The sequence below is a fragment of the Ignisphaera sp. genome (genome assembly GCA_038735125.1).
In the GTDB taxonomy this organism is placed as follows: Archaea; Thermoproteota; Thermoprotei_A; order Sulfolobales; family Ignisphaeraceae; genus Ignisphaera.
The window spans coordinates 34,974-56,699 of the sequence record JAVYNU010000005.1 but is presented as its reverse complement, the minus strand read 5'-3'; the positions used below and the strand labels follow the sequence as shown (position 1 = coordinate 56,699).

General features: G+C 36.7%; 18 protein-coding genes. 15 read left to right on the top strand and 3 right to left on the bottom strand.

All coding sequences use genetic code 11. From position 1 onward, the window contains the following. Positions 1 to 3: 3 nt before the first annotated feature. Both QW284_06510 and QW284_06505 read left to right on the top strand, forming a co-directional pair. Positions 4 to 924: a hypothetical protein gene (locus tag QW284_06510; protein ID MEM0339321.1), complete on the top strand. Its 921-nt coding sequence runs from the start codon at positions 4 to 6 to the stop codon at positions 922 to 924. Next, positions 911 to 1,687, top strand: coding sequence for a radical SAM protein (locus QW284_06505; protein MEM0339320.1), 777 nt, complete (start codon positions 911 to 913; stop codon positions 1,685 to 1,687). The genes QW284_06510 and QW284_06505 overlap by 14 nt, the downstream gene beginning before the upstream one ends. Before the next feature lie 178 nt (positions 1,688 to 1,865). On the opposite strand, the gene QW284_06500 is transcribed toward QW284_06505, so the two are convergent. Next, positions 1,866 to 3,299 carry a tagaturonate epimerase family protein gene (locus tag QW284_06500; GenBank protein ID MEM0339319.1) on the bottom strand — a complete coding sequence of 478 codons (1,434 nt, stop codon included), beginning with the start codon at positions 3,297 to 3,299 and terminating at the stop codon, positions 1,866 to 1,868. 83 nt (positions 3,300 to 3,382) lie between these two features. Here QW284_06500 and QW284_06495 point away from each other — a divergent pair, with 83 nt between their 5' ends. The 9 genes from QW284_06495 (at position 3,383) to gyaR (ending at position 15,822) form a co-directional block, all read left to right on the top strand. Then, positions 3,383 to 4,309, top strand: a complete 927-nt coding sequence (locus QW284_06495; GenBank protein MEM0339318.1) for a TIM barrel protein — start codon at positions 3,383 to 3,385, stop codon at positions 4,307 to 4,309. 92 nt (positions 4,310 to 4,401) lie between these two features. Further along, entirely contained in the window at positions 4,402 to 6,549 is a 2,148-nt protein-coding gene (locus QW284_06490) for a transaldolase family protein (GenBank protein ID MEM0339317.1), read from the top strand. 81 nt (positions 6,550 to 6,630) lie between these two features. Continuing rightward, complete coding sequence (locus QW284_06485; protein ID MEM0339316.1) at positions 6,631 to 8,370, top strand: glycoside hydrolase family 2 TIM barrel-domain containing protein; 1,740 nt, start codon at positions 6,631 to 6,633, stop codon at positions 8,368 to 8,370. Positions 8,371 to 8,463: 93 nt separating this feature from the next. Beyond that, complete coding sequence (locus tag QW284_06480) at positions 8,464 to 10,827, top strand: ABC transporter substrate-binding protein (protein ID MEM0339315.1); 2,364 nt, start codon at positions 8,464 to 8,466, stop codon at positions 10,825 to 10,827. 46 nt (positions 10,828 to 10,873) lie between these two features. Continuing rightward, a complete protein-coding gene (locus QW284_06475) occupies positions 10,874 to 11,878 on the top strand; it encodes an ABC transporter permease (protein ID MEM0339314.1) in 1,005 nt (334 codons plus the stop codon). 7 nt (positions 11,879 to 11,885) lie between these two features. Beyond that, positions 11,886 to 12,743, top strand: coding sequence for an ABC transporter permease subunit (locus QW284_06470; GenBank protein ID MEM0339313.1), 858 nt, complete (start codon positions 11,886 to 11,888; stop codon positions 12,741 to 12,743). Between the two features lie 2 nt (positions 12,744 to 12,745). Continuing rightward, the gene (locus QW284_06465; GenBank protein ID MEM0339312.1) at positions 12,746 to 13,744 is read left to right on the top strand and encodes an ABC transporter ATP-binding protein; all 999 of its coding nucleotides are present in this window, start codon (positions 12,746 to 12,748) and stop codon (positions 13,742 to 13,744) included. A gap of 6 nt (positions 13,745 to 13,750) precedes the next feature. After that, on the top strand, positions 13,751 to 14,734 hold the full coding sequence (locus tag QW284_06460; GenBank protein ID MEM0339311.1) for an ABC transporter ATP-binding protein: 984 nt from the start codon (positions 13,751 to 13,753) through the stop codon (positions 14,732 to 14,734). A gap of 80 nt (positions 14,735 to 14,814) precedes the next feature. Continuing rightward, positions 14,815 to 15,822, top strand: a complete 1,008-nt coding sequence (gyaR, locus tag QW284_06455) for a glyoxylate reductase (GenBank protein ID MEM0339310.1) — start codon at positions 14,815 to 14,817, stop codon at positions 15,820 to 15,822. 4 nt (positions 15,823 to 15,826) lie between these two features. Here gyaR and QW284_06450 read toward each other — a convergent pair whose 3' ends face one another. Beyond that, positions 15,827 to 17,002 (bottom strand): DUF58 domain-containing protein, encoded by a 1,176-nt coding sequence (locus tag QW284_06450; protein ID MEM0339309.1) that lies wholly within the window; start codon positions 17,000 to 17,002, stop codon positions 15,827 to 15,829. Positions 17,003 to 17,121: 119 nt separating this feature from the next. Continuing rightward, the gene (locus QW284_06445; protein MEM0339308.1) at positions 17,122 to 18,066 is read right to left on the bottom strand and encodes an AAA family ATPase; all 945 of its coding nucleotides are present in this window, start codon (positions 18,064 to 18,066) and stop codon (positions 17,122 to 17,124) included. Between the two features lie 57 nt (positions 18,067 to 18,123). Between QW284_06445 and QW284_06440 the strand changes: the two genes are divergently transcribed. Genes QW284_06440 through QW284_06425 form a run of 4 tightly spaced genes read left to right on the top strand, consistent with a single transcriptional unit; the run spans position 18,124 to position 21,702 of the window. Then, positions 18,124 to 19,863, top strand: coding sequence for a hypothetical protein (locus QW284_06440; protein MEM0339307.1), 1,740 nt, complete (start codon positions 18,124 to 18,126; stop codon positions 19,861 to 19,863). Then, positions 19,853 to 20,389, top strand: a complete 537-nt coding sequence (locus QW284_06435; protein ID MEM0339306.1) for a hypothetical protein — start codon at positions 19,853 to 19,855, stop codon at positions 20,387 to 20,389. Before QW284_06440 ends, QW284_06435 begins: the two co-directional genes overlap by 11 nt. Then, positions 20,379 to 20,549 carry a hypothetical protein gene (locus QW284_06430; GenBank protein ID MEM0339305.1) on the top strand — a complete coding sequence of 57 codons (171 nt, stop codon included), beginning with the start codon at positions 20,379 to 20,381 and terminating at the stop codon, positions 20,547 to 20,549. The genes QW284_06435 and QW284_06430 overlap by 11 nt, the downstream gene beginning before the upstream one ends. Next, positions 20,536 to 21,702: a DUF4350 domain-containing protein gene (locus QW284_06425; GenBank protein MEM0339304.1), complete on the top strand. Its 1,167-nt coding sequence runs from the start codon at positions 20,536 to 20,538 to the stop codon at positions 21,700 to 21,702. Before QW284_06430 ends, QW284_06425 begins: the two co-directional genes overlap by 14 nt. Positions 21,703 to 21,726: the final 24 nt, after the last annotated feature.

Genomic DNA, 21,726 nt, shown 5'->3' with positions numbered 1-21,726 from the left:
AAAATGATTATAGAGGTAACTGGTATCGACTATGGATACTCGCTTTACTACTCCTATCTACTTCCACTATTCGAGATAGTGCCTACCGAGAACGGATTCATATTTAAAAAAGTTATAGGATTTTGCAATAAAATTGAATGTGTTTTTCATAGAGATTCCCTAAAAACTGTTTGTGAAGTTGATTCTAATTGTATTGAATACTTTAGGCATGTTCTTGGCATCAATAGTAGATGGGGCTTCAAGGAATTATGTAAAATTTATGGTTATGAGGATTGTGTTGCCGAAAAAATAACGCTGCTCTATAGTCCTAGAGACGCCAAGCTCATATTCTATGCCATACTATTATCCAGAAACACAGATTACTTTATTAACACATTGAGATGGTTCAAAGAGCTTATGTATACAAGTGGTATTAGAGATGGTTATATAGCTAAGCAGTTTCTTGAAATCAAGAAATATGTTGACGAGCTTTTCAACAGAATTGAAGACATATATGATTTAGCTTTATCGTTACTCAATCTAAGGTATGTAGGTTTAAAAACAATCTCGGCATTTCTTTTACATGCCTTTGGATTAACAGAGTATGCCCCTATTGATAGGCATTACACATGGTATTTATCAAAAGCCCTTCCAGATTTCAAATCCATGCAAATTAGAAAGGAGGTTTGTATTAAAAACAAGTTGAATTGCTTTAAATGTCCCTATAGAGAAGTGTGCTTATATGGCATTGCAAAAATTTTTGGTAAACTTAATGGATATATACAATCATTGGCATATCTATCAAGAAGAATCTCTATGGTTAGAAGCATGTTAGAGGAAATCCTTATTCCGAAGAGATATAGAGATATTAATTCTTTAGAGAAGATTGTTAAAGTGATTATCGAAAAAATTGTTAGAGATGTCGAGGAGAATGCAAGGCTATGACCCTTTCAAACTTGGTGAGGCAGTTAAAAGAGATGTTACTAAGATTATTGGCAATATTGAAATGAGGAAGTACTACAGGTTTAGAGGGGGGAGGTGGTATGGGGGAATAGCAACAGGAGATGTAGTGGGCTGTAACCTAAGATGCAAATTCTGCTGGAGCTGGAGATTTACACACCATGCAGACAAAGGCGAGTTTTATGGTCCTGTTGAGGTGTTTGAAAAACTTTCTGATATTGCAAATAAGAAGGGATATACATACATTAGACTTAGTGGAGGTGAACCAACACTCTCATTTAATCATTTAATAGGGGTCTTAGAGCTTTTTGATAAAACAAACCACATATTCATTTTAGAAACCAACGGACTTTTAATAGGAAAGGAAAAAGGCTATGCAAAAGCTCTTGCAGGTCATAGAGTAGTTGTTAGAGTATCTTTCAAGGGTGCCACAAAAGAAGAGTTCCATATGTTAACAGGAGCTAGACCAGAGTTCTACGAATATCAATTCAAAGCATTAGAAAACCTCGTAGAAGTAGGCTTTAAACCTGGAGAAGATGTTTACCCAGCGATAATGCTTAGCTTTAGTACAGATGAATCCTATGCGCAATTCAAAAAGAGGTTAAAGGAGATACACCCAAGGTTTTTAGAGTCTATAGATGAGGAATATGTTATTCTATATCCTCATGTAATAGAAATTCTAAGAAGAAATAGATTAAATCCTCGAATAGCCTACACACCTGATGATATACCTCAATACATGATATAATTACCACATGAAGATACTGCTATCTGTAGCGAAAATGAAAAAGTTTATGGATTATACACCTAGCTTCAACCTAGCAGTTCTAGCTGTACAGTTTCCCGCCTACAGTCTTTATAGATCCGTAGACTGGTTCATCATTCAATTTGGGTGACTTACTTCTACCAGCGCTTTATGAACCTTACTAAATAGTGTATTTTATGTACCTCAGTAAGTTATTTTCGTAGCCTATGGCCTTTGCTAGTCGCTCTATCAGATCTGCCACCTCTTTTTCATATGCTTTTTGAAGTTCAGACGTTTCTATATAGTGGTTTACAAGTTTTTCTCTTAGGAATCTTTTGTCTCCTTCTCTCAATGCTTGGAACACATAGAAGTAATGTCTAAATATATCTGCCCTTGGATTTCTATAACATTCAGAACAATTCTCATATTTTTCAAGAAGTTTCTCGAGTTCTTTCGAATACAAAGCTGATCTAGATTTGATGACATGTTTTAGATGATCTATTACACTATCGTATATCTCTTCATATAGTCTTCTCGTTTTAGAGCCTTGTGGAAATCTCGACATAACCTCTAGGAGTAGTTGTATGAAAACACCAGACATTTTATATTTCACCATACCTTTGGTTGCTTGGCCGACAACCCTCCATATCCCAAACCCTTTGTCAGAATATGGATTATGGCCACTACCAGAATGGATAGATATTAAAATGTTGTTTGAATGTAGTAATATATGTGCATTTCTTAAATAGTTATATAGCTTTGCAACATCACTGTCATAATCCTCTCTTTTCTTAAATCCTATATTTGGTGCTAGGAAATCAGGATTTACGCCAATTCTCTTTAACTCTAATACATAGAATAGAACATCCTTCAGATCCGAAACTTTGGGTGTTTCATCAAATGCTATTTCAACTCCAAAAGGCTTTTCATTATACTTCTCGATTATTTCCAATATTTTTTTAACATATTCAATGCTTTTCCAGTATTTTAAGGCTAACCTAGCAAGAGAAATTCTATCAAATTTAATTTCAATTTGTCTATCATCCCCTACAAATGTGAATGTCTTTAGATAGCGTTTTTCAAGTTCTTTTCTAGTTTCAAAGTCTATTCTGTTTTCATATAAACTCAAAACATCTTTATCATTTAAAGAATCAATTGAATAGTCTATAAGTTCACATGTGTCTATAGTAACAAAATCTACCCCACCAATCTTTCTAACCTCCTTAAATTCCTCCTCTATATACTGCATAGAAAACTCTATTTCAGCTTCACTTAATGGCTCTGGAGTAGGGGCTCCAGCAATTTTCTTAAGAGCTCTTTCAACACTTCCAAGAATTGCTACATGATCTGCCTCAACCTCTATAACCAGACCATGTAGTGCACTGTATTCTCTACTTTTGCTAATGTATTCTTCTATCGATGTTCCAGTATGGCCAAAATAAAAGAGTTTGGGATCGTTGGAATATATGAAACTTGATGGCGCAGTCTCCCTATTGAAAGATAGCATGAGAGTTCCGGCAATATTCAAATATTTAAATGCTTTCAACATTGGGGGGATGACAATATCAGGGATTCTAACACCAAATGCTGGTCTAGGTAGTTTTTCCAGATACATGGTGACACCTTTCACTGTTAGTAGGGCATAAAAACTTAAATTTAAATCTATTTCACAGTGTATAAGAATTGTGGGGATTGGCTATGTTGTATGGTTATATAAAGAAGAATGGGTTTGAAATTGTAACAAAGTTTCCTTGGGAAATAGGGATAGTGTCATTTATGGTTTTTCCAGAACTTATGAAGACGTCTGAAGGTGCCTCAGAGAAGATCAGGGTTTTATTAGAAGACCCTTACTTTGATTTATTGGAAGTTATGATTATAGATGATGTGGAGTGGAAGAAAATTAGTGAATTGAATAAGCTATATGGAAAGAAATTTGCATTAGGTCTCCAACCAGTTGTCTTAACAAGAGGTGTTAATCCTAGTGCTGTCGATGAAGCAGAGAGAGCGAGAAATGTTGAGGTTCTGCTTAGAGAGGTTAGAACTGCTGGTGAGAGAGGCTATAGGGCTGTTGGCATTTGTTCTGGACCGAATATCGAGGGCCCCGAGAGGGAAAAGGCGAAAGAGGCATTGGTCAAAACTCTAGTTGAGCTTGGTAGCGAAGCTGCCAGGTATAGCATGAATCTCTATTTGGAGACATTTGACGTTGTCTGGGATAGGAAGAGACTTGCAGGCCCTCTGCAAGAAACTGTAAAGATAGTTGAGAAGGTGAGGGAACAGGTAAAGAACGTTTATATAATGTGGGATCTAAGCCACGCCCCACTGCTAAATGAATCCCCAGAAATGCTGAAGTCCTATCCAGAGTTTATAGGTCATATCCATATAGGCTGTGCAAAGAAGATAGGGGATAAACTTCTTGACACTCATCCAGGATTCTACAGACCTGGAGCATTGAATACAGAACATGATGTTGCGAAACTTCTATCTGTTTTAAGCGATATTGGCTATAGAGGTGCTATAAGCTTTGAGGTAAGGCCAGAGGAGGGCCAGCATCCATTGGAGGTTGTACATTCTGCTAGAAGTGTGCTTTTACGTGCTTTTCAGCTCTATCTTCAAGCAGGAATATAATTGAGTAGTATACATTAATCCACAGTAAAGTTTTTATACTCAAGCCTCATTAATTCCAAAATTAAATTAGCTTTTGTGTGTAAGGTGGGTGTATGGGAAGCAAGGTAGGTAAGGAAACTGTAATTGACATAGTTAAAAAAATGGAGCCTGAGCCTCTTTCACTACCTATGCCTCCTCGAATCGACCATGCTGACCATATAATTAAAACATCTTTAATGGGCTGGACAAAGCTTGCTGCGGACCATATACTCCACCCACAGTTTGCAAAAATTGCGAAGGAGGTATTCTCTTCTCTCATAAGAAGAGTTGAGCATATGCTGAAAAGTGAAAAGGTTTTAGACCATTCAGGGAAGCTTAATGAAGAAGTTGTTTTAAAGAGATTCAGAATCTATGACACTCTATTCGAAATCATCTTTAATTTGAGTGGTGCCGAAAGTAAATGGGCTGGTTATGGTAGTGAAGATGCAGAGAATCTCATTAGGTATTTGACTAACGCCCTTGACTATTTCGAATCTCTTGAAAGACAAGAACTTGGAGAGCCTGTGATAATGGAAGCTGTGATAGATATGCAATTAAATGATTTGATGAAGATTAATAAGGGTAAGAGTCTTGCTGCGAGGGTTGCTCAAGAGGTTTCAAAGAAAATTGATAGAAGTTCTATAGCTAGAAGCTACATCAATGCTATGGCTAGTCAAATAAGAAATCTATTCTATAGAAAAGCATATGAAGCTGGTTTATGCAAATTTGGAAACGATTATGCACTAGGGCTAAGATTTCTAAGGCACTTAGGATTTGTACAGGTATCCACAAATCCCCCCTTAGCAGCTGTTGCATACAACGATGATCCAGAGCTTCTAGAGAAGTTCAAGAAGTATGCAAAAAATGTTTTAGCTAAAGAACACCCAGAGTGGTTTAAAGAGCCCGAGAAATACGCTGATGACATTGCTATGGAGGCTACCAGATTTGCTTTAATGGACAACTTCTACGTGTTTAGAGTGCCATTCATACTCTCCAAATATCACGATGGTCTTGTTAGCTATCAGCTAAACCCACTTATAGCAAATGATGTTGAAAAAAGCGTTGAAGCTGTTAAGACATTTGTTTCAAGATTGGAGAGGGACTTGGGTGTATATGATGAGTATCTTTGGTGGGGTTATAACGTACCGGAGAAGGGTAGGGCAAATCTTGTTGTAAAGGTTGCAGCTGCTTATCCAGCTGCTATAGATATTGCTGAGAGAATCAACGAGATGGGTGTTGGCCAAAACATAACTGTTAGCTTTACAGTTTCCCAAGAAGTTGTAATCGGTTTTGCAGCTATAAGGGGAATGGCGAAGGCTATTAGAAAGGGTATTATACCAACACAAACATATGATACTAATATGGGTGGTAGACTAGAGGATCATTTGAGAGAGGAGTTTGCTGCGCAACTTCTATTGAAAGCAATGGAAAGAGCTGATGAAAGTAAAAGAAATGCTGTGTTAGAGAAGCTTGCTAAGGGCCTTGGAGTAAAGGATAATGTGTGGCAAGAAATGAAGAAGAAAGACTTGAAGAGCGTTGCAAGCTTCTTAACTAGTAGAAGAGTCTTGGGTAGAAACCTACTGAGAGACACATTTATAGATGCCTTGGTTGAATTGGGCTTGTATAAATCGAGAGAAGATGCATTGAACAATCTACAGCCTATAGAAGAGGCCTTGAGGCTTTCAGGCACATTTGTAGCTCAAAGAGTATACGAAATAATGTTTGCTCCATGGAATAGAGAGAAGTGGATTAACTACCTAATCAGAGAATATGGATTAACAAGAGAAGAAGCAGAACTTGTTATGGACAGAATAGACCTGCTTCCAGCATCAAAAAGAAAGCCTATAGACACCCTATACACATTTGCATCTAGAAACATGACAAACACGGAGTTCCCAGACCACCAACTAAGTGTAACTGAAGAGGTCACCAAGAAGAACATTGCATTAGAAGATCTGAGAGAGTCTATATATCAGCAACTACCAAGAAAATATCTTGAGATATTGATGCAAATGGAAGACTTTGTGAAGGCATATGAGGCATCGCCAGAGGTCAACGAGCTTCTAAAGAAGGCCGGCATTGATAGAGACTATGGGAGTAGAGGGCTAGGTGTAAATGAATGGCCATCTTATGGACCATCAGCAAAGACCATGCATGAATTCACCGAAGAGTATCTCACATTCAGATCGAGAATTATTGACGCATTAAAATCGTTGGCATAATTAAAATCTTTTTAATAAATCATAATTTGTAGTCATTGAATATTTTTATACCCCCTCTATCATATTATTACATGTGAAACTATGAAATCATTGTTTAGACCAAGAATACCTCTCGAAGGCTTCTGGAAATTTAGAATTGATAGAAATCTCATTGGCGATAAAGAGGGTTGGTTCAGGGGTTTTGAATCTAGCGATTTAATATATGTTCCATCGTCTTGGAATGAGCAAAACCCTGAATGGGATCAGTTTACAGGTGTTGCATGGTATCAAAAGAATTTTTATGTTGATAGACTCTTAGATGGTAAAGAGGCTTGGATTGTATTTGAAGGTGCTGGATATAAAACTAGTGTATGGATGAATGAGAAGTTTGTTGGTGAGCATGAAGGATCTTTTACTCAATTCAAGTTTAGGGTAGATAGCATAAGATTTGGCGATCTTAACAAAGTTGTGGTAAGAATAGATAACACTCCATCGATACTCAATATACCTCCAGCAAAGGAACTTAATTTAACTGTCTTTGACTTCTTTCACTATGGTGGTATACACAGACCTGTTTACTTGGAATTTACTGATGTTTGTCATGTAGATGATGTAACAATTGTTACAGATCATAGTGGAGCCCTTAAAGCAGATATTGAGATAGTATGTGATAGAGAAGTTGATGTTAGAGTTGCTCTCATGGATAAAGAGCTAGGCAAGGTTATCTCAGAGGACTATATCAGAAATGCTAAACCTGGTGTATTGAAATTTGAGAAGAGATATGATGGTGTAAAGCCTTGGGGACCTGAAGAGCCGAATCTATATAGCTTTGTTGTTGAGGTTTACGTTGACAACATCTTGAGGGATGCTGTTTACGAGCGGATTGGTTTTAGAAGTGTTGTGGTAAGAAACGGAAAAATATACCTAAACGATAGGCCAGTGTTTCTCAAAGGTTTTGGTAGACATGAGGACTTTCCTGTTACAGGTAAGTATCTTCCAGGAGCTGTTCTTGTAAGAGACTTCTATCTTATGAAAAAAATAGGCGCAAATTCATTTAGAACCTCCCACTACCCATACTCTAACGAGCATCTAGATCTAGCAGACGAATTCGGCTTTATGGTTATTCTAGAGCCACCTCTATGCTACTCAGGCATGGAAAGGCTTCTCAGCAATGAGGATATTGCAAAGCTGTTCAGCAATGAAGAGTATTTGACAAAAGCAAAGAAATTCATAGAAGAAATGATTAGACAGCACAAGAATAGACCTTCAGTAATAATGTATAGCGTTATGAATGAACCCACAAGCGACATACCAGAAGTTGCAGAGGCTATAAGAAAACTCTCAGAGTTTACAAAATCCATCGATCCGACAAGGCCAACAACCTTTGCCTCTCACAGATCAGTTAAAGACCTTGCACTAAGCTATGTCGATGTCATATCGCTTAACTACTACCGTGGCTGGTACTCCGAATGGGGAGATATACAAAAAGGTGTGGAGAGTATGTTGAATGAGCTCGAACAAATACACAGCAAATTCCCAGAAAAACCAATAATACTAACAGAGTTTGGAGCAGACGCAATTCTAGGCTTGCATAGCGACCCACCACAGATGTGGTCAGAGGAATATCAAGCAGAGCTCCTCAAAAACTACATTGAAGCACTTATGAAGAAAGACTATGTAGTAGGGCTGCACATATGGAATTTCGCAGACTTCAGAACACCCCAAAGCCCACGTAGAACAATATTAAATAGAAAAGGTATTTACACAAGAGATAGACAGCCAAAATTATCCGCTATAATAGTATCAGCATTATTTAACAAAATCCCATCGTATATAAAGTAATATTATACTGCTGTTTTAACACTCTCATTAACGTTATTTTTCATAAAAATTTTTAACTTTACATATTTTAATGCGTGAAATGGGTGTTACAATATGAAAAGTAAAACTATAACTACTATGTTAATATTAGCGTTCCTATTATTGTCTTTAGTATCAATACTAATTAATGTTCCTAAGCTAAGTGCTCAACTAGCTTTACCTCCAGGCGTCAAAAGAGAAGAAACTCTTATTCTGGATGTTCAGGTTAGTAGTATTGCTAACCCTGATAACTTTAATTCATGGGTTATAGGTGCACAAGCTACAATGGTAGGCATAAACCAGGTGTGTTTCTCAACGCTGTATTATACTGATTATAAAACTGGCGTTACAATGCCTTGGCTAGCTGATGGCTATCCTCAGTACAGTTCCGATTACACCATGCTTACAATAAAAATTGTGAAAGGTGTCTATTGGAGTAATGGAGATCCGTTTACTGCATGGGATGTTGTTTACGCTATAAATGTTTCTAAAGCAAATAATAAGTTGTCGGCTTATGCAACGTTAAATACTTGGGTAGATTCAGCATGGGTTGTGGATGACTATACGCTTGTAATAAAGCTTAAGAAGCCTAATCCGTATTTCCATTACCTTGTATTTACTATCATAGGCCCTGGAATATACAATTATATGATGCCTATGCGATACTTCCAAAAAATTGGTGTAAATGAAACAAATATACATGCAAATCTCTATAACCCACCAGTTTGCATAGGACCATATGTACTTCATTCATATGATCCAGGTGGTACTTGGTTTCTCTGGAAGAGAAGAGATGATTGGAATAGATCATCCATAATGCCTTTATACAAGCAAAAGATTATCTTATGGCCAGGGCCAAAATATGTTATGTTTAGAGTATTCAAAACAGAGACTGATAAGGTTCTTGCAATGAGTAGAGGCGAGCTTGACTGGATATTTGATGCAACTTGGCAGGCTTGGGAGTCTCTAAGAAGGGTTCTTGGCGACAGGGTTCAGGCATGGCTACCATACTACCCCTACTTCTGGGGTTATGACACAACAGTCAGAGGCATATACTTCAATAATATGAAGTATCCGTATAACATAACCCAGGTTAGATGGGCACTTGCATTAGCAATTAACATGACGGAGGTTATGACAGTAGGATACAAAGGTGTTCAGAGAATGACTGTAATTCCAGGGGCGGCTGGGTACCCAGCAGCCGCATTCTTAGCATTTGATCTCCTATTTGATGATCTATTGAATTTTGAGATAACATTGCCTAATGGAACAAAGATGAAGGTCTTCGATTCATCCATACCATTTAGGGTATATAATTGGGCTAGATCCACGGGTTTGCTTACTAGGAACTTAACAACACCGGAAATTTTATGGGTTTGGGGTATAGGATGGTGGAGATATGCTCCAGATGCTGCTGAACAGATATTGAGAAGTCTAGGATTTAAGAGGGGATCAGATGGAAAATGGCTTTTGCCTAATGGACAACCATGGAAAATGAAACTCAATGTACCGTCAGGTTTTGAATACGACGCTATAGACCTTGGACTTGCTGTTGCAGAACAATGGAGAAAGTTTGGAATAGATGTTGAAGTTGTTCCACTAGAATCTGCCAGTTTCTGGACACCACAACTTAATTATGGTGCTTTTGAGGTAGGGTCATACTGGGGTATAAGCGGTAATGATCCAAATGCTATGCCAATACATTTTGATAGTTGGAGATGTGACTATGTGAAACCAATAGGAAACTACTCATCAAATGGAGCAAGATATTGCAATCCAAAATTTGATGAAGCACTACTAAAAGCTTTGAATAGTCCACCTGGATCTTCAGAAGCAAGGATGTATTTAAAGGAGGCTATCTTAACAATGCTAAAAGACATGCCAGTTATATGGACTGGGGACTGTAAGAAGTTGTTACCTGTATTAACAGATTATTGGACTAACTGGCCAAATGCATATAACTTCTATGCAGGTCTTAAATTGTGGGGCAATCAGTATGCACAAATAGTGATAGGTAACCTAATACCAGTTAAATCATCTATTGATACACCTACAAGCAGACCTGTAAACGAACCACCACCAGGTACAATAACATTTCCAACAGTACCGGAAGAAGCTCTAAAGAAAATCTTAGGGGCACCAGGAGTAACAACATCTCCAGCTACACAGCCTAGAACAACCACCACACCTCCAACAACATCCCCAACAATACAAACACCAACACAGACTGCTGCTATGCCGGCTGCCACCATTACAGCAACAGTTGAGAAGAGCGTTACAATACCAACAACAGCAACAATAATGTCAACAGTACTATCAACAACGGTATCAACAACACCAACAACAATAACAGTAACAGAATGGACAACAACAACAGTAATAGCAATAGCGCTCCTAGCAATCGGAATAGCAATCGGATGGACAATAAAAAGAAAATAAACATTCAAATATTCATTTTTTAAATTCCATCATTTTGGTGATGTTTATGCATCCAGTTATAAAATATGTGTTACAGAGAGCTTTGTTAGCCCTACTTGTAATATGGGCAGGATTAACGATATCATTTATCTTGTCTAGATTGATGCCTTTTAATGCGGCTGATCTATTTATATCAAGGTTGTTGTCCCAAGGCTCAACTCTTACGCAGAAGGAAATTGAAACTATGAGAGCACAATTACTCCAATTATATGGGCTTGATAAACCACTAATTATTCAGTATTTGATTTTTTTGAAAAATTATATGATAACAGGGGAGATGGGTCCCTCTTTCGCATTTTTCCCGACCAATGTAAAAGATGTGATTGCAAAGGCTCTTCCATGGTCTCTATTACTACTTATCTTAGCTTCTGTTATTAGCTGGATTATCGGCAATGTTTTAGGAGCTTTGGCTGCCTTAACTAAGCATAGAAGGATCTCTAATGTTTTAGAGAATATAGCTGTAGGTTTTCAGCCTATACCATTTGCAGTATTAGCTACAGCATTTCTAATATTTTATGTTCTAATCCTTAAATTACCGATTCCAAGTGGCGGCTATCCAGGAGGTACATTTCTAGATATGTTAATATATATGCTTAGAAGAGCGTTGTTTCCTTTGCTAGTCTTAGTTTTATTTGGATGGTTTGGAGGATTTGTTGGTATGAAGGCTGTGGCACTTAAAATGCGTGAAGAAGATTTCATAGTTTATTCATTTCTTCAAGGAGCTCCGCAAAGATCTATTAGATTTATGATATTTAGAAACTCTATTCTCCCGCAATTCACCTCTTTGGTTTTAGGACTTTCAAGAGTGTTTGTAGGGTCTTTGCTTGTTGAATACATATTTAACTATCCTGGTATAGGATATGTGCTTCAAAGTGCTATAGCAAATGCTGATTTCAATTTAATGCTTGGCATATTATTCTTTGCAACTGTTGCAACAGCTATTGCAACATTTATTCTAGATTTGGTATATCCGCTTATAGATCCTAGAATCAGGTATCCTGGTCAAGGGTGATGCTAGGGTGGCTTACGTATATAGATTCAAGGAATTTGCCTTTAGACCAAAGTTTTTAATTCCGTTGATAATATTTATTTCTCTACTATTCTATGCATTCATATACCCTCTTAGAATGCCTATAAACCCTGGAAGATGGTATTATGCTCCTCCAGCACAACCACCTAGCCTCTCTTATCCGTTTGGCACAACGATTATGGGCCAAGACCTATTTTTATTAACGCCAATAGCGCTTAGGAACACAATAATAATTAGTTTCATGGCTGCAATAATATCTGTTTTAATTGCATGGATTATAGGCTCTACAGCTGCATTGTCTAGGTCTGTGATGAGGTCTATACTACTTACTATAACCGATATAATTTGTGTCATTCCTGGATTGCCATTGCTCATGGTAATATTTTATGCATGGCGCGACTACTTAACAATACCCTTAATAGGTGTTATAATGGGGTTGATAGGCTGGGGCTTTCCAGCAAGATCTATATATGCAATCTTGTCTAGCCTAAGTCAAAGAACCTTTGTTTACACATCATACTTTACTGGATTATCGCTATATAAAATCATATTTAAAGATTTTGTACCATACCTTCTTAGATATCTAATGATAAATCTTATAGGTACTATGACATGGGCCATTGGTAACGAGGTAACAGCATCCATATTTGGTGCTATGAAAATGGAAGAAGCGACTATTGGTACAACAATTCACTGGGCTATGTACTATCAAGCTATATTGCTAGGTGTTTGGTGGTGGCTTGTAATACCAATAGCATTTATAGTTGCCTTTGTACTATCTCTCTATATACTTATGGTGGAAATAGACAAATACGTGTTTGCTAGGGTTAGAGTTACTTGGGGATGATAATGTCAGAGATTATTCTTACAGCCAATAATCTTGATGGCGGTTATGAAGTATTTGTTGGAGAAAGAAGGGTGTTTGTACATGCTGTTGACAATGTTACGCTAGAGTTGTACAAAGATGAGGTATTGGGAATAGCAGGAGAGTCTGGTTGTGGCAAGTCTACATTAATTAAAATGATTTATGGTGCTATAATACCTCCACTAGTTATAAGACGTGGTGAAGTTTCTATTGTAACAAGAAATGGTGATTCTCTAAAGCTGAATAAGCTTGGAATAGACTATATTAGAAAAAACATCTGGTGGCTAGAGATGTCCTATATACCTCAAAATTCTATGAATGTTTTAAATCCATTAAAGAAAATAAAGGATCAGTTTATTGATGTATATAAATATCATGGTATTAATGTTGAAAAAAGCGAGTATGTAGAGAAATTAAAGGAAACGCTAAAGATAATGGGTTTACCTCCTGAGGTTATAAATGCATATCCTCATCAACTTTCGGGTGGTATGAGACAAAGGGTCGTGATTGCATTAAGTCTTATATTTAATCCGAGGATAGTTTTATTAGATGAGCCTACAACAGCTGTTGATGTAATGACACAAAGAATTATACTATCCCTTCTTAAAGAGTGGAGAGAAGATAATAAAAGTTCATTTATACTGGTATCCCATGATATGTCCGTACATGCATATATGGATGATAGAATCGCTGTTATGTATGCTGGTAATATAGTTGAAACAGGAAATGTACTAGAAGTATTTAAAGAACCTCTACATCCTTATACAAAAGCACTGATAGATTCACTCATTAGAAAAGGTGATAAAACACTTAGAAAAGGTTTAGCAGGATCTCCACCAGATTTGATCAACCCCCCACCTGGATGTAGGTTTCACCCGAGGTGTCCATATGCAATGGATATCTGTAGAGTTAGGGAGCCTCCAGAGATAAGACTAGATAACAGGAGATTTGTTAAGTGTTGGCTTTATGCAAACAGTAGGTGATGTTATTTGGCTGAAGATAACATGCTTATCATCGAGAATGTAACAAAACTTTATGGCTATGGTCTTTTAGGCCTAAGAAAGTTTAAGGCATTGGATAGTATATCGATCAATATAGATCTCCGAAAACCAAGTATCGTTGTTATAGCTGGTGAAACCGGTAGTGGCAAAACAACATTACTTCGAATAATCATGGGGATGACCAAACCTGATTCTGGAAGGGTTTTATATAGAGGATATGATGTACATAGACTAAAGAGATATTTAGTTAAATGGTATAGAAAAGAAGTTCAGCCAGTGTTTCAAGATCCTTATGAAGCTTTTAACCCACTTAGGAAAATAGACTCATATTTTTTTGACACAGCTCGAAATCTTCTTGGCTTAAAAGATAGAGATGAGATTGAGAATAGAATTGATAAGGTGCTTCGTCATGTTGGATTAAGTTTAGATAGAATACTTGGTAAGTATCCACATGAATTTTCTGGCGGAGAACTTCAAAGAATTTCAATTGCAAGAGCTTTGCTGACAAATCCAAAGATAATTCTTGCAGACGAGCCTGTATCTATGCTTGACGCAACATTAAGGATTGGTGTACTGAACATATTAAAGAACTTGAAAGAGGAAATGAATATGAACATAATTTATGTTACACATGACCTAGCTACAGCATATTATATAGGTGATTACATCTCGATTATGTATAGAGGTACTTTAATTGAATTTGGACCTATAACAAAAGTTTATCATGAACCTAAACATCCATATACTCAAGCATTGCTGGACTCCATACTCGATCCCGATCCGGCAACAAGAGAAAAGGTTCCTATGATAAAGCCATCTGCTTTAGAGGTAAAGGAGTTTCTAATTACGGGTTGCAGATATGCAAATCGATGTCCTTATGCAAAGGATATATGCTGGAGTAAACTACCACCATTTATAAAAATAGATGATGTGAATGTTAGATGCTGGAGATATTTAGGATATAAGGAATAGCTTTTAAATTAATCACCTAAAAATATAGCGTTAAACTTATTAAGTGTAGGTATCACAACGACTGGGTTGAGGTGCAATCTATGAGACCAAAACTTTTTGTAACAAGAGAACTTTTCCCCGATGTTATCGAAAAACTAAGTAAGTATTATGATGTAGAGGTCTGGGACAGGTATCAGCCTCCACCATATGAGGTTCTTCTTGAAAAAGCCAAAGAGGTTGATGCACTAGCATCTTTGTTGAGCGACAGAATAGACTGTAACCTTTTGCAGCAAGCCAAAAAGCTTAGAATTGTTGCCCAGTATGCTGTTGGCTACGACAATATAGATATTGAGTGTGCAACCAGACTGGGAATCTATGTTACCAACACACCTGGTGTCTTGACAGAGGCTACAGCTGAGCTTACATGGGCTTTGATACTAGCTGTTGCGAGAAGAATTGTTGAAGCTGATACATTCGTTAGGTGGGGTGAGTGGTGGAGAACTAAAACTGGTTGGCACCCACATATGATGCTAGGTATTGAGTTAAAGGGGAAGACACTGGGCATCGTAGGTCTTGGCAGAATAGGTTCTAGAGTGGCTGAGATAGGCAAGGCATTTGGCATGAAGATAATATACTACGATAAATCAAGGAATGTGGAATTGGAGAAAAGCCTTGGCGCGGAATACAGAGATATTGACGCTCTTTTGCAAGAAGCAGATATAGTCTCAATACACGTGCCCCTGAGCAAAGAAACCTATCATCTTATTAACGAGGAGAAGCTCAAAAAGATGAAAAAGACAGCTATACTAGTAAACACTGCAAGGGGCGCTGTGATAGACACAAATGCTTTAGTAAAAGCCTTGGCCGAGGGCTGGATAGCTGGTGTAGGTCTGGATGTCTTTGAGCAAGAGCCTCTCCCACCAAACCACCCACTAACAGCATTTAAGAACGCCGTGCTGGTACCACACATAGGCTCTGCAACTTATGAAGCTAGGCATGCAATGGCAGAACTTGTTGCAGAAAATCTCATAGCATTTTACGAAGGTAGAGAGCCACCAACACTAGTAAACAAAGATGTTTTGAGGGTAAGGCCACCAGGATTCAAATAATTTTTTATTTTATCATATATTTATCTGGCGCGTAAATCTTTACTATTCTATGAAGTCTTTTAACTATTGTATTTATTCTATTAATTTCTTTTACAACATTGTCAAGGTCTTGTAAAGACAAATTCTTGTTAGACAGAAGATTTATTAGTGCTGGCGGTGCTAGAAACAATCTTAGCTCATGTCCATATACCTTAAGCTCTCTATAAAGCCTTGCAATATTTTCAACGTCTAAGTCATCTAATGGATCAATAAATAATGCAATGATGCATGGCTCTCTACAGGTATTGAAAACCAGCTGTTTAACGAACCATCTAACTATTCTATTGCTACTAGAATAGCTATGAAATCTACTTAGTTTTAGAGGCCATTCAATCAAAGATAGAACCGTGTATATATTGTCAATTCCTTTTTTAATTATCTCATCACTTATCTTTATACTTTCTTCTGTGATTATTCCAACCCTTATCTTCATATTTCTCTCACAAGCATTAGAGACAATACCTAGTATAGTGTTTGCTATATAGTTTATGGGTGGTGGATCCCCTATGTAATGTCCATTGTGAAGAGATGCAACAACAACTATGTTTCTATAGGACATGCCCTCGTACTCTTTGACCATTAAACGACCTGTTTTTGCTGTTGCTTTCCAAGCTATTCTTTTAAACTCGTCACCTACAATATACTCCCTTATACCAAGTATGTTTATTCCATATCCTCTTCTCCTAGATAAGTAAGATTCATATGAAACTTCTGATGGCAGTACAAATTCTATTCTAAACCGAGTTAATGTTTCAACAGGAACTACATACACAGCTATTGGTGTATCTAATCTTGATTTCACTACAATTCTAAATAATCTGAATATGTCATGAAAGGTTATTGTCAATCCATTTATTCTATGGGCGCCAACATAACCCTTTACATAGATTTTTAACTCAAATACATCGCCGTTTATGTGTGTAACATGTTTAGAATATGAGATGCCCATATCCTTATCTAACTCTACAGCAGTAATAGACAAAAAATAGGGTAATCTACACATTACAATAAATGGTAATTCAATATATTCGTTTTCTAACCCGGCTATATCAAGTCTTAGAGCTTTTATATCCAATACTATGTTCTTTACCGATGTCACTATAGAAAGTGATGTTGAGACAATTGCTAGAACTGCAGTCACTACAGACAGTGCTAGGATTCTCGGAATGTTATTTATGTAGATAGGCAGTGCTAGAACAAATAGGAATACAATATATAATGTTGTATTTGGTGTTGGATAGAATTCCAGTTTGCTTTGCTCTATGGTCTTGGCACCTCAACTTTAGTCAAAATTTCCTGTATTACACGCTCTACATCGTATTTCTCAGCTAAGTATTCGGGTTTTAGCAAGATTCTATGCGATAATGCAGGCAGAGATGCCTTTTTAACATCATCAGGTATGACGTATTTTCTTCCTTCATAAAGTGCAAACTCTTTAGCTAGGTTAATTAGCATTAAAGCTCCTCTTGGGGTTATTCCAAGTCTCACAGCAGGATGTCTATTACTATACTCAGTTATTCTTGCAACATAGTCATATATAGAATCGTCTATATATACATATTCTATTTCTTTTGATGCCTCCTCTATATCCACCCTACTTACCACAGGCCTTAGATTCTCAAACTCTTTTTCTATGGCCCTCAAATCCTTTTTAAGAAGTTTAATTAGCGATGCCCTCTCAAGGGGGCTCATATTAATCTTTATATAGAATCTATCTAGCTGTGCCTCTGGAAGAGGGAATGTACCTTCTAGCTCTATAGGGTTTTGGGTTGCTATAACGATGAAGGGTCTGGGAAGCTTAATGGTCTCGCCATCTATGGTTACCTGCCTCTCCTGCATAGCCTCTAAGAGAGCTGATTGTGCTCTTGGAGAAGCTCTATTAATTTCGTCAACCAATACAACATTAGAGTATATAGGTCCTAATCTAAGCTCAAACTCGCCTGTCTTTTGATTAAATATTCTGGTTCCTATAATATCAGATGGAAGTATGTCTACAGTGCACTGAATCCTTGAAAATGATAGATTTAAAAGCTTTGCAATTGTTTTTGCAGTTAGGGTCTTGGCTATTCCGGGAATGCCCTCTATAAGCACATGACCTTCAAAAATTATGGAAAATGTTACTAATTCAACATAGCTAGATCTATCAACAAGCACCTTAGAAGACTCTTCAACAACCCTTTGCACAATCTTGCTAAACGTTGTCACATTAGTCACAATAACAAATATTTAGTTTTTAGTAAAATATGTTGTTAGCGAGATTACATGGCTAACTTAACAACTAGAGTTTTAACCGAAGTCATCATAATGCTTATCCTACTACATATGTCTAGCTTACTCAATGTTCTAGCCCTAGAGAGACATTCAATAGAGCTTGAAAAAGCCGCTTCAATGATAGTCTACGCCTCTTCTGCATTAGAGCAATGGGCGCAGAATATGAATATTTCAATTAATTTAAGTGAATACAATAGCAATGAATCCAAGAAGCTCTTATTCATGGTATTTAATGATAGCAGATTGGCATTGTTTATAGGGGCTATACAGCTTAGAGCTTTAAAGATGTTTTCTGGTGAAGAGGACTATATAACTGAAGAAGATATCGAGAAGTTGTTAATGGCAACTCTAAAAAGCTCTGGACTATCTACAGATAATCTGAGTTGTGATAAAACTATATCGAAGTTGGTTATAAATCTCTACTATGGATATGAAATGTGCAAATATAACATTACTGATATCTACAATTTCATTAACCTAATTACAGAGAAAGCTGGGGAGGGTATATCAATAAATGCTACATCAAAGCTCTTATCTAAGCTCTTGATAACTTTAATGCTATACAACGGCATAATCACTATGGATGAATCAACGTATAAGAATTTATTGGATGAGATGCTGCTTTACGATTCAATTGTTTCTGCAATATTTCTTAGAAGCTATGTGGAGTTTCATCCAATAAATTTCAAGCCCCAAACGAGCTATAAAGTTGTTTACAACACTTCAAAGAATAGCAATGCTTATCTAGACATTAGTACCATTGAAAAAGCTGTTTACAGATTAATAGAAATTACTAGGGATAAAAACCATATAAAAATCGGTGATATCCTAGCAGCCATAATTATTGGAATAAACTACAAAACTGAGGATATACTTCAAACACTAGCTGAAAATAATATAAGTTATGAAGAAAGCATTGTTATTATAGGACGGTATGGAAATAAAAGCGACTCTACAAAACTTGGTTTAATAAACAATGAAATAGAAACTGAAGAGGATTCAGCCCCCTCCTATAACACAACGCCTTATCCGGTCAATGCAACACCTATCTACATGGGTATTGAGTTCACAGAGACGCAAACACCTCTTAGCAATAAGGAACATAGAGAAAATGGCTCATCAATTAATAAGCAAGGTATAAAGGTAGATTTTGATATAGTCAAAGAATCTAAGATACTAACAGAGATTGTATCAAAATCAAATACAGCAGTGTTTGCAGAGTCTATTCCAGAGTATAATCAGATGCAGAAAAATCTCAGTAACACAAAACCAATCATACTCCTTAGTAACCAAAAACAGCAGTATTTCTGTTGCAAAACCCAGACAATGACAATTGTTGTTGCTTCATCAACCCTATTACTTGTTATAATAGCCATCTTCAGACACAATCTCTTTAGGTATATCAAAGCTTTTCTGGAATGGAGCAAAACAAAGACCATGGTTAGTAAGGGAAACAAACATGGTGAAAATGATGAGAGATATGCAAGTCTATACAGATTTTGGGCCACATTATCACTGATCTGCAGAAGGCTTAATATAACAATATCTAGTTTCGATACGCATAGAGATGTTTTGGCAAAACTCGTAGATAAAGGACATCACAATGTCCATTTGATTAAACTCGCTACAGCAAAATATGAAATTATAAGGTATTCAAATGCTTGGGGTAGGAAAGATCTAGAGGATTTAAATAAGGCTTTAGACGTTCTAGAAAATGCTGGTGATCAGTAGGAGAAGTCATAATCAACGAGTCTACCTAATAATGTTCTCTTTAATATTAACATCACTTGTACTGGCATATGCACTGTCCTCTGGGTTGTATGACTATATGGACATTTTAGCAATACTATCTATCTATACATCTTCGATATACTTCTTGTCAAAGGCATTAATATCATTAAGAATGGGTAATGCTATGTCAATTGGATTTAAACCTCCATCATTTCTAATAAATTTAAAATCCTTTTCCAACTATATTTACAAGCTTCTCCTATTCTCTATACTTACAGCAGAAATCAACCTGTTTGTCGATATCACCGTAAGAAACTTTGTGTACTCCACACTAATATCTATAGCAATCGCTTTGCCGACTATGCAATTTTTGGGCAAATTAAAGGTGGGCTTATATCGCAACATATTTACAGCAGCAATAGTTATAACAGCTGCGGTACTGTATATAACTGGCTTCATCAATGATAAATCATATGATCTAGACCCTTGGATTAAATTTTTTGAGGCTATGCTCCATGGATTGTAATAGCAAGCTACAAACAATGCTTGTATATGCAGCAATATCTGTTTTAATATCATCTATTATCTTAGCAGTTCTACAGAGATATGTAGCATCAATAATTTCATTGCTTTCAGGAGTAATCCTACTATCTTATGCTAGTGAGTTGTGCCATGAAAAAGAGTGACAATGTTTATAATATCCTGCTTTTTGCTTTAATGATTCTAATGCTACTTATACTAATTGCTTCATTTGAAAAGAATATCCCTGGAGTAACATTCTCTGGCGCATCTCCTCTAAATATCTACTGGGATGGCACATCAGAATTCGTTAAGTTTCTTGCTGAGCGCGGCACTGTTTTTCTTGTGGATAACTGGTCCAATGCAGAACACAACAAATTTAGTGGATGCACGACCATATTTATTATATCACCCGAAAAAATGTTCAGCCAAGAGGAATTATATTCAATTTCACATCTAGTCTTAAGGACAAGAGCAAAAGTCGTTATATTAGATGAGGGTCCTTATGGAAATCAAATCCTAGAAACACTTGGTCTCCCAGTCAGAATTGATGCATTCAAGTATATTATGTCTCTGAACCATACCGGCATTGTCTATGGCTATGTTAATGTAAATGGTAGGCTATTTTACATTGCCTTTGCCTACGTCTCACCTGTAATAATTTTAGATAATAGCTCTTGTCATCCAATAGCATATGTAAACAATTATATTGTTGGGGCAGAGTGTCAGAGAAATGAAATAGAAGCTGTAATTTTTGGAGATGGCTCTATAGCCATTAATGCTGTTTTCAATTCTTCTTCGCAAAACATTTATGGAGCAATGTTCAATGTGGTCATAGATTATATATGCAAAAATACTTCGCAGAAGATATTCGTTGTCGATGCTTCTAAGTATAATCTAAGACTGCTTTCATTAAAAGAGCTCGTGGATTTATACGGCATAGAAAAAGCTATTGCAGTATACATTAACCCGGTAAGATATTTGCACCTAGCAATATATGCTCTATCAAATCAGCTAGCTATGCAAATATCTCTAATACCCATAATTACACTATGTCTCTATAGCATGGCAAGATTTAAAAGGGGAAAAATTAAAGAAGACTTTCTAGCAATACCAAAACCGAAAGTGTCAAAGACTCATGTAGAGATTTTAAGGAATGTATGCCTAGGTGATAATGATTGTGTGGAGAAACTCCCATGTATAGCAAGGCGAGGAATGAGTAGAAAATGCATTGATAACCTTGTCGATTACTTTAAAGAGAATTTCGAAGTTAGGAAAAAACTTATTCAGCATTTAATAACATCACATAGAAAAACTTAAAAGTAACTTTGTTTTGAGTTATAC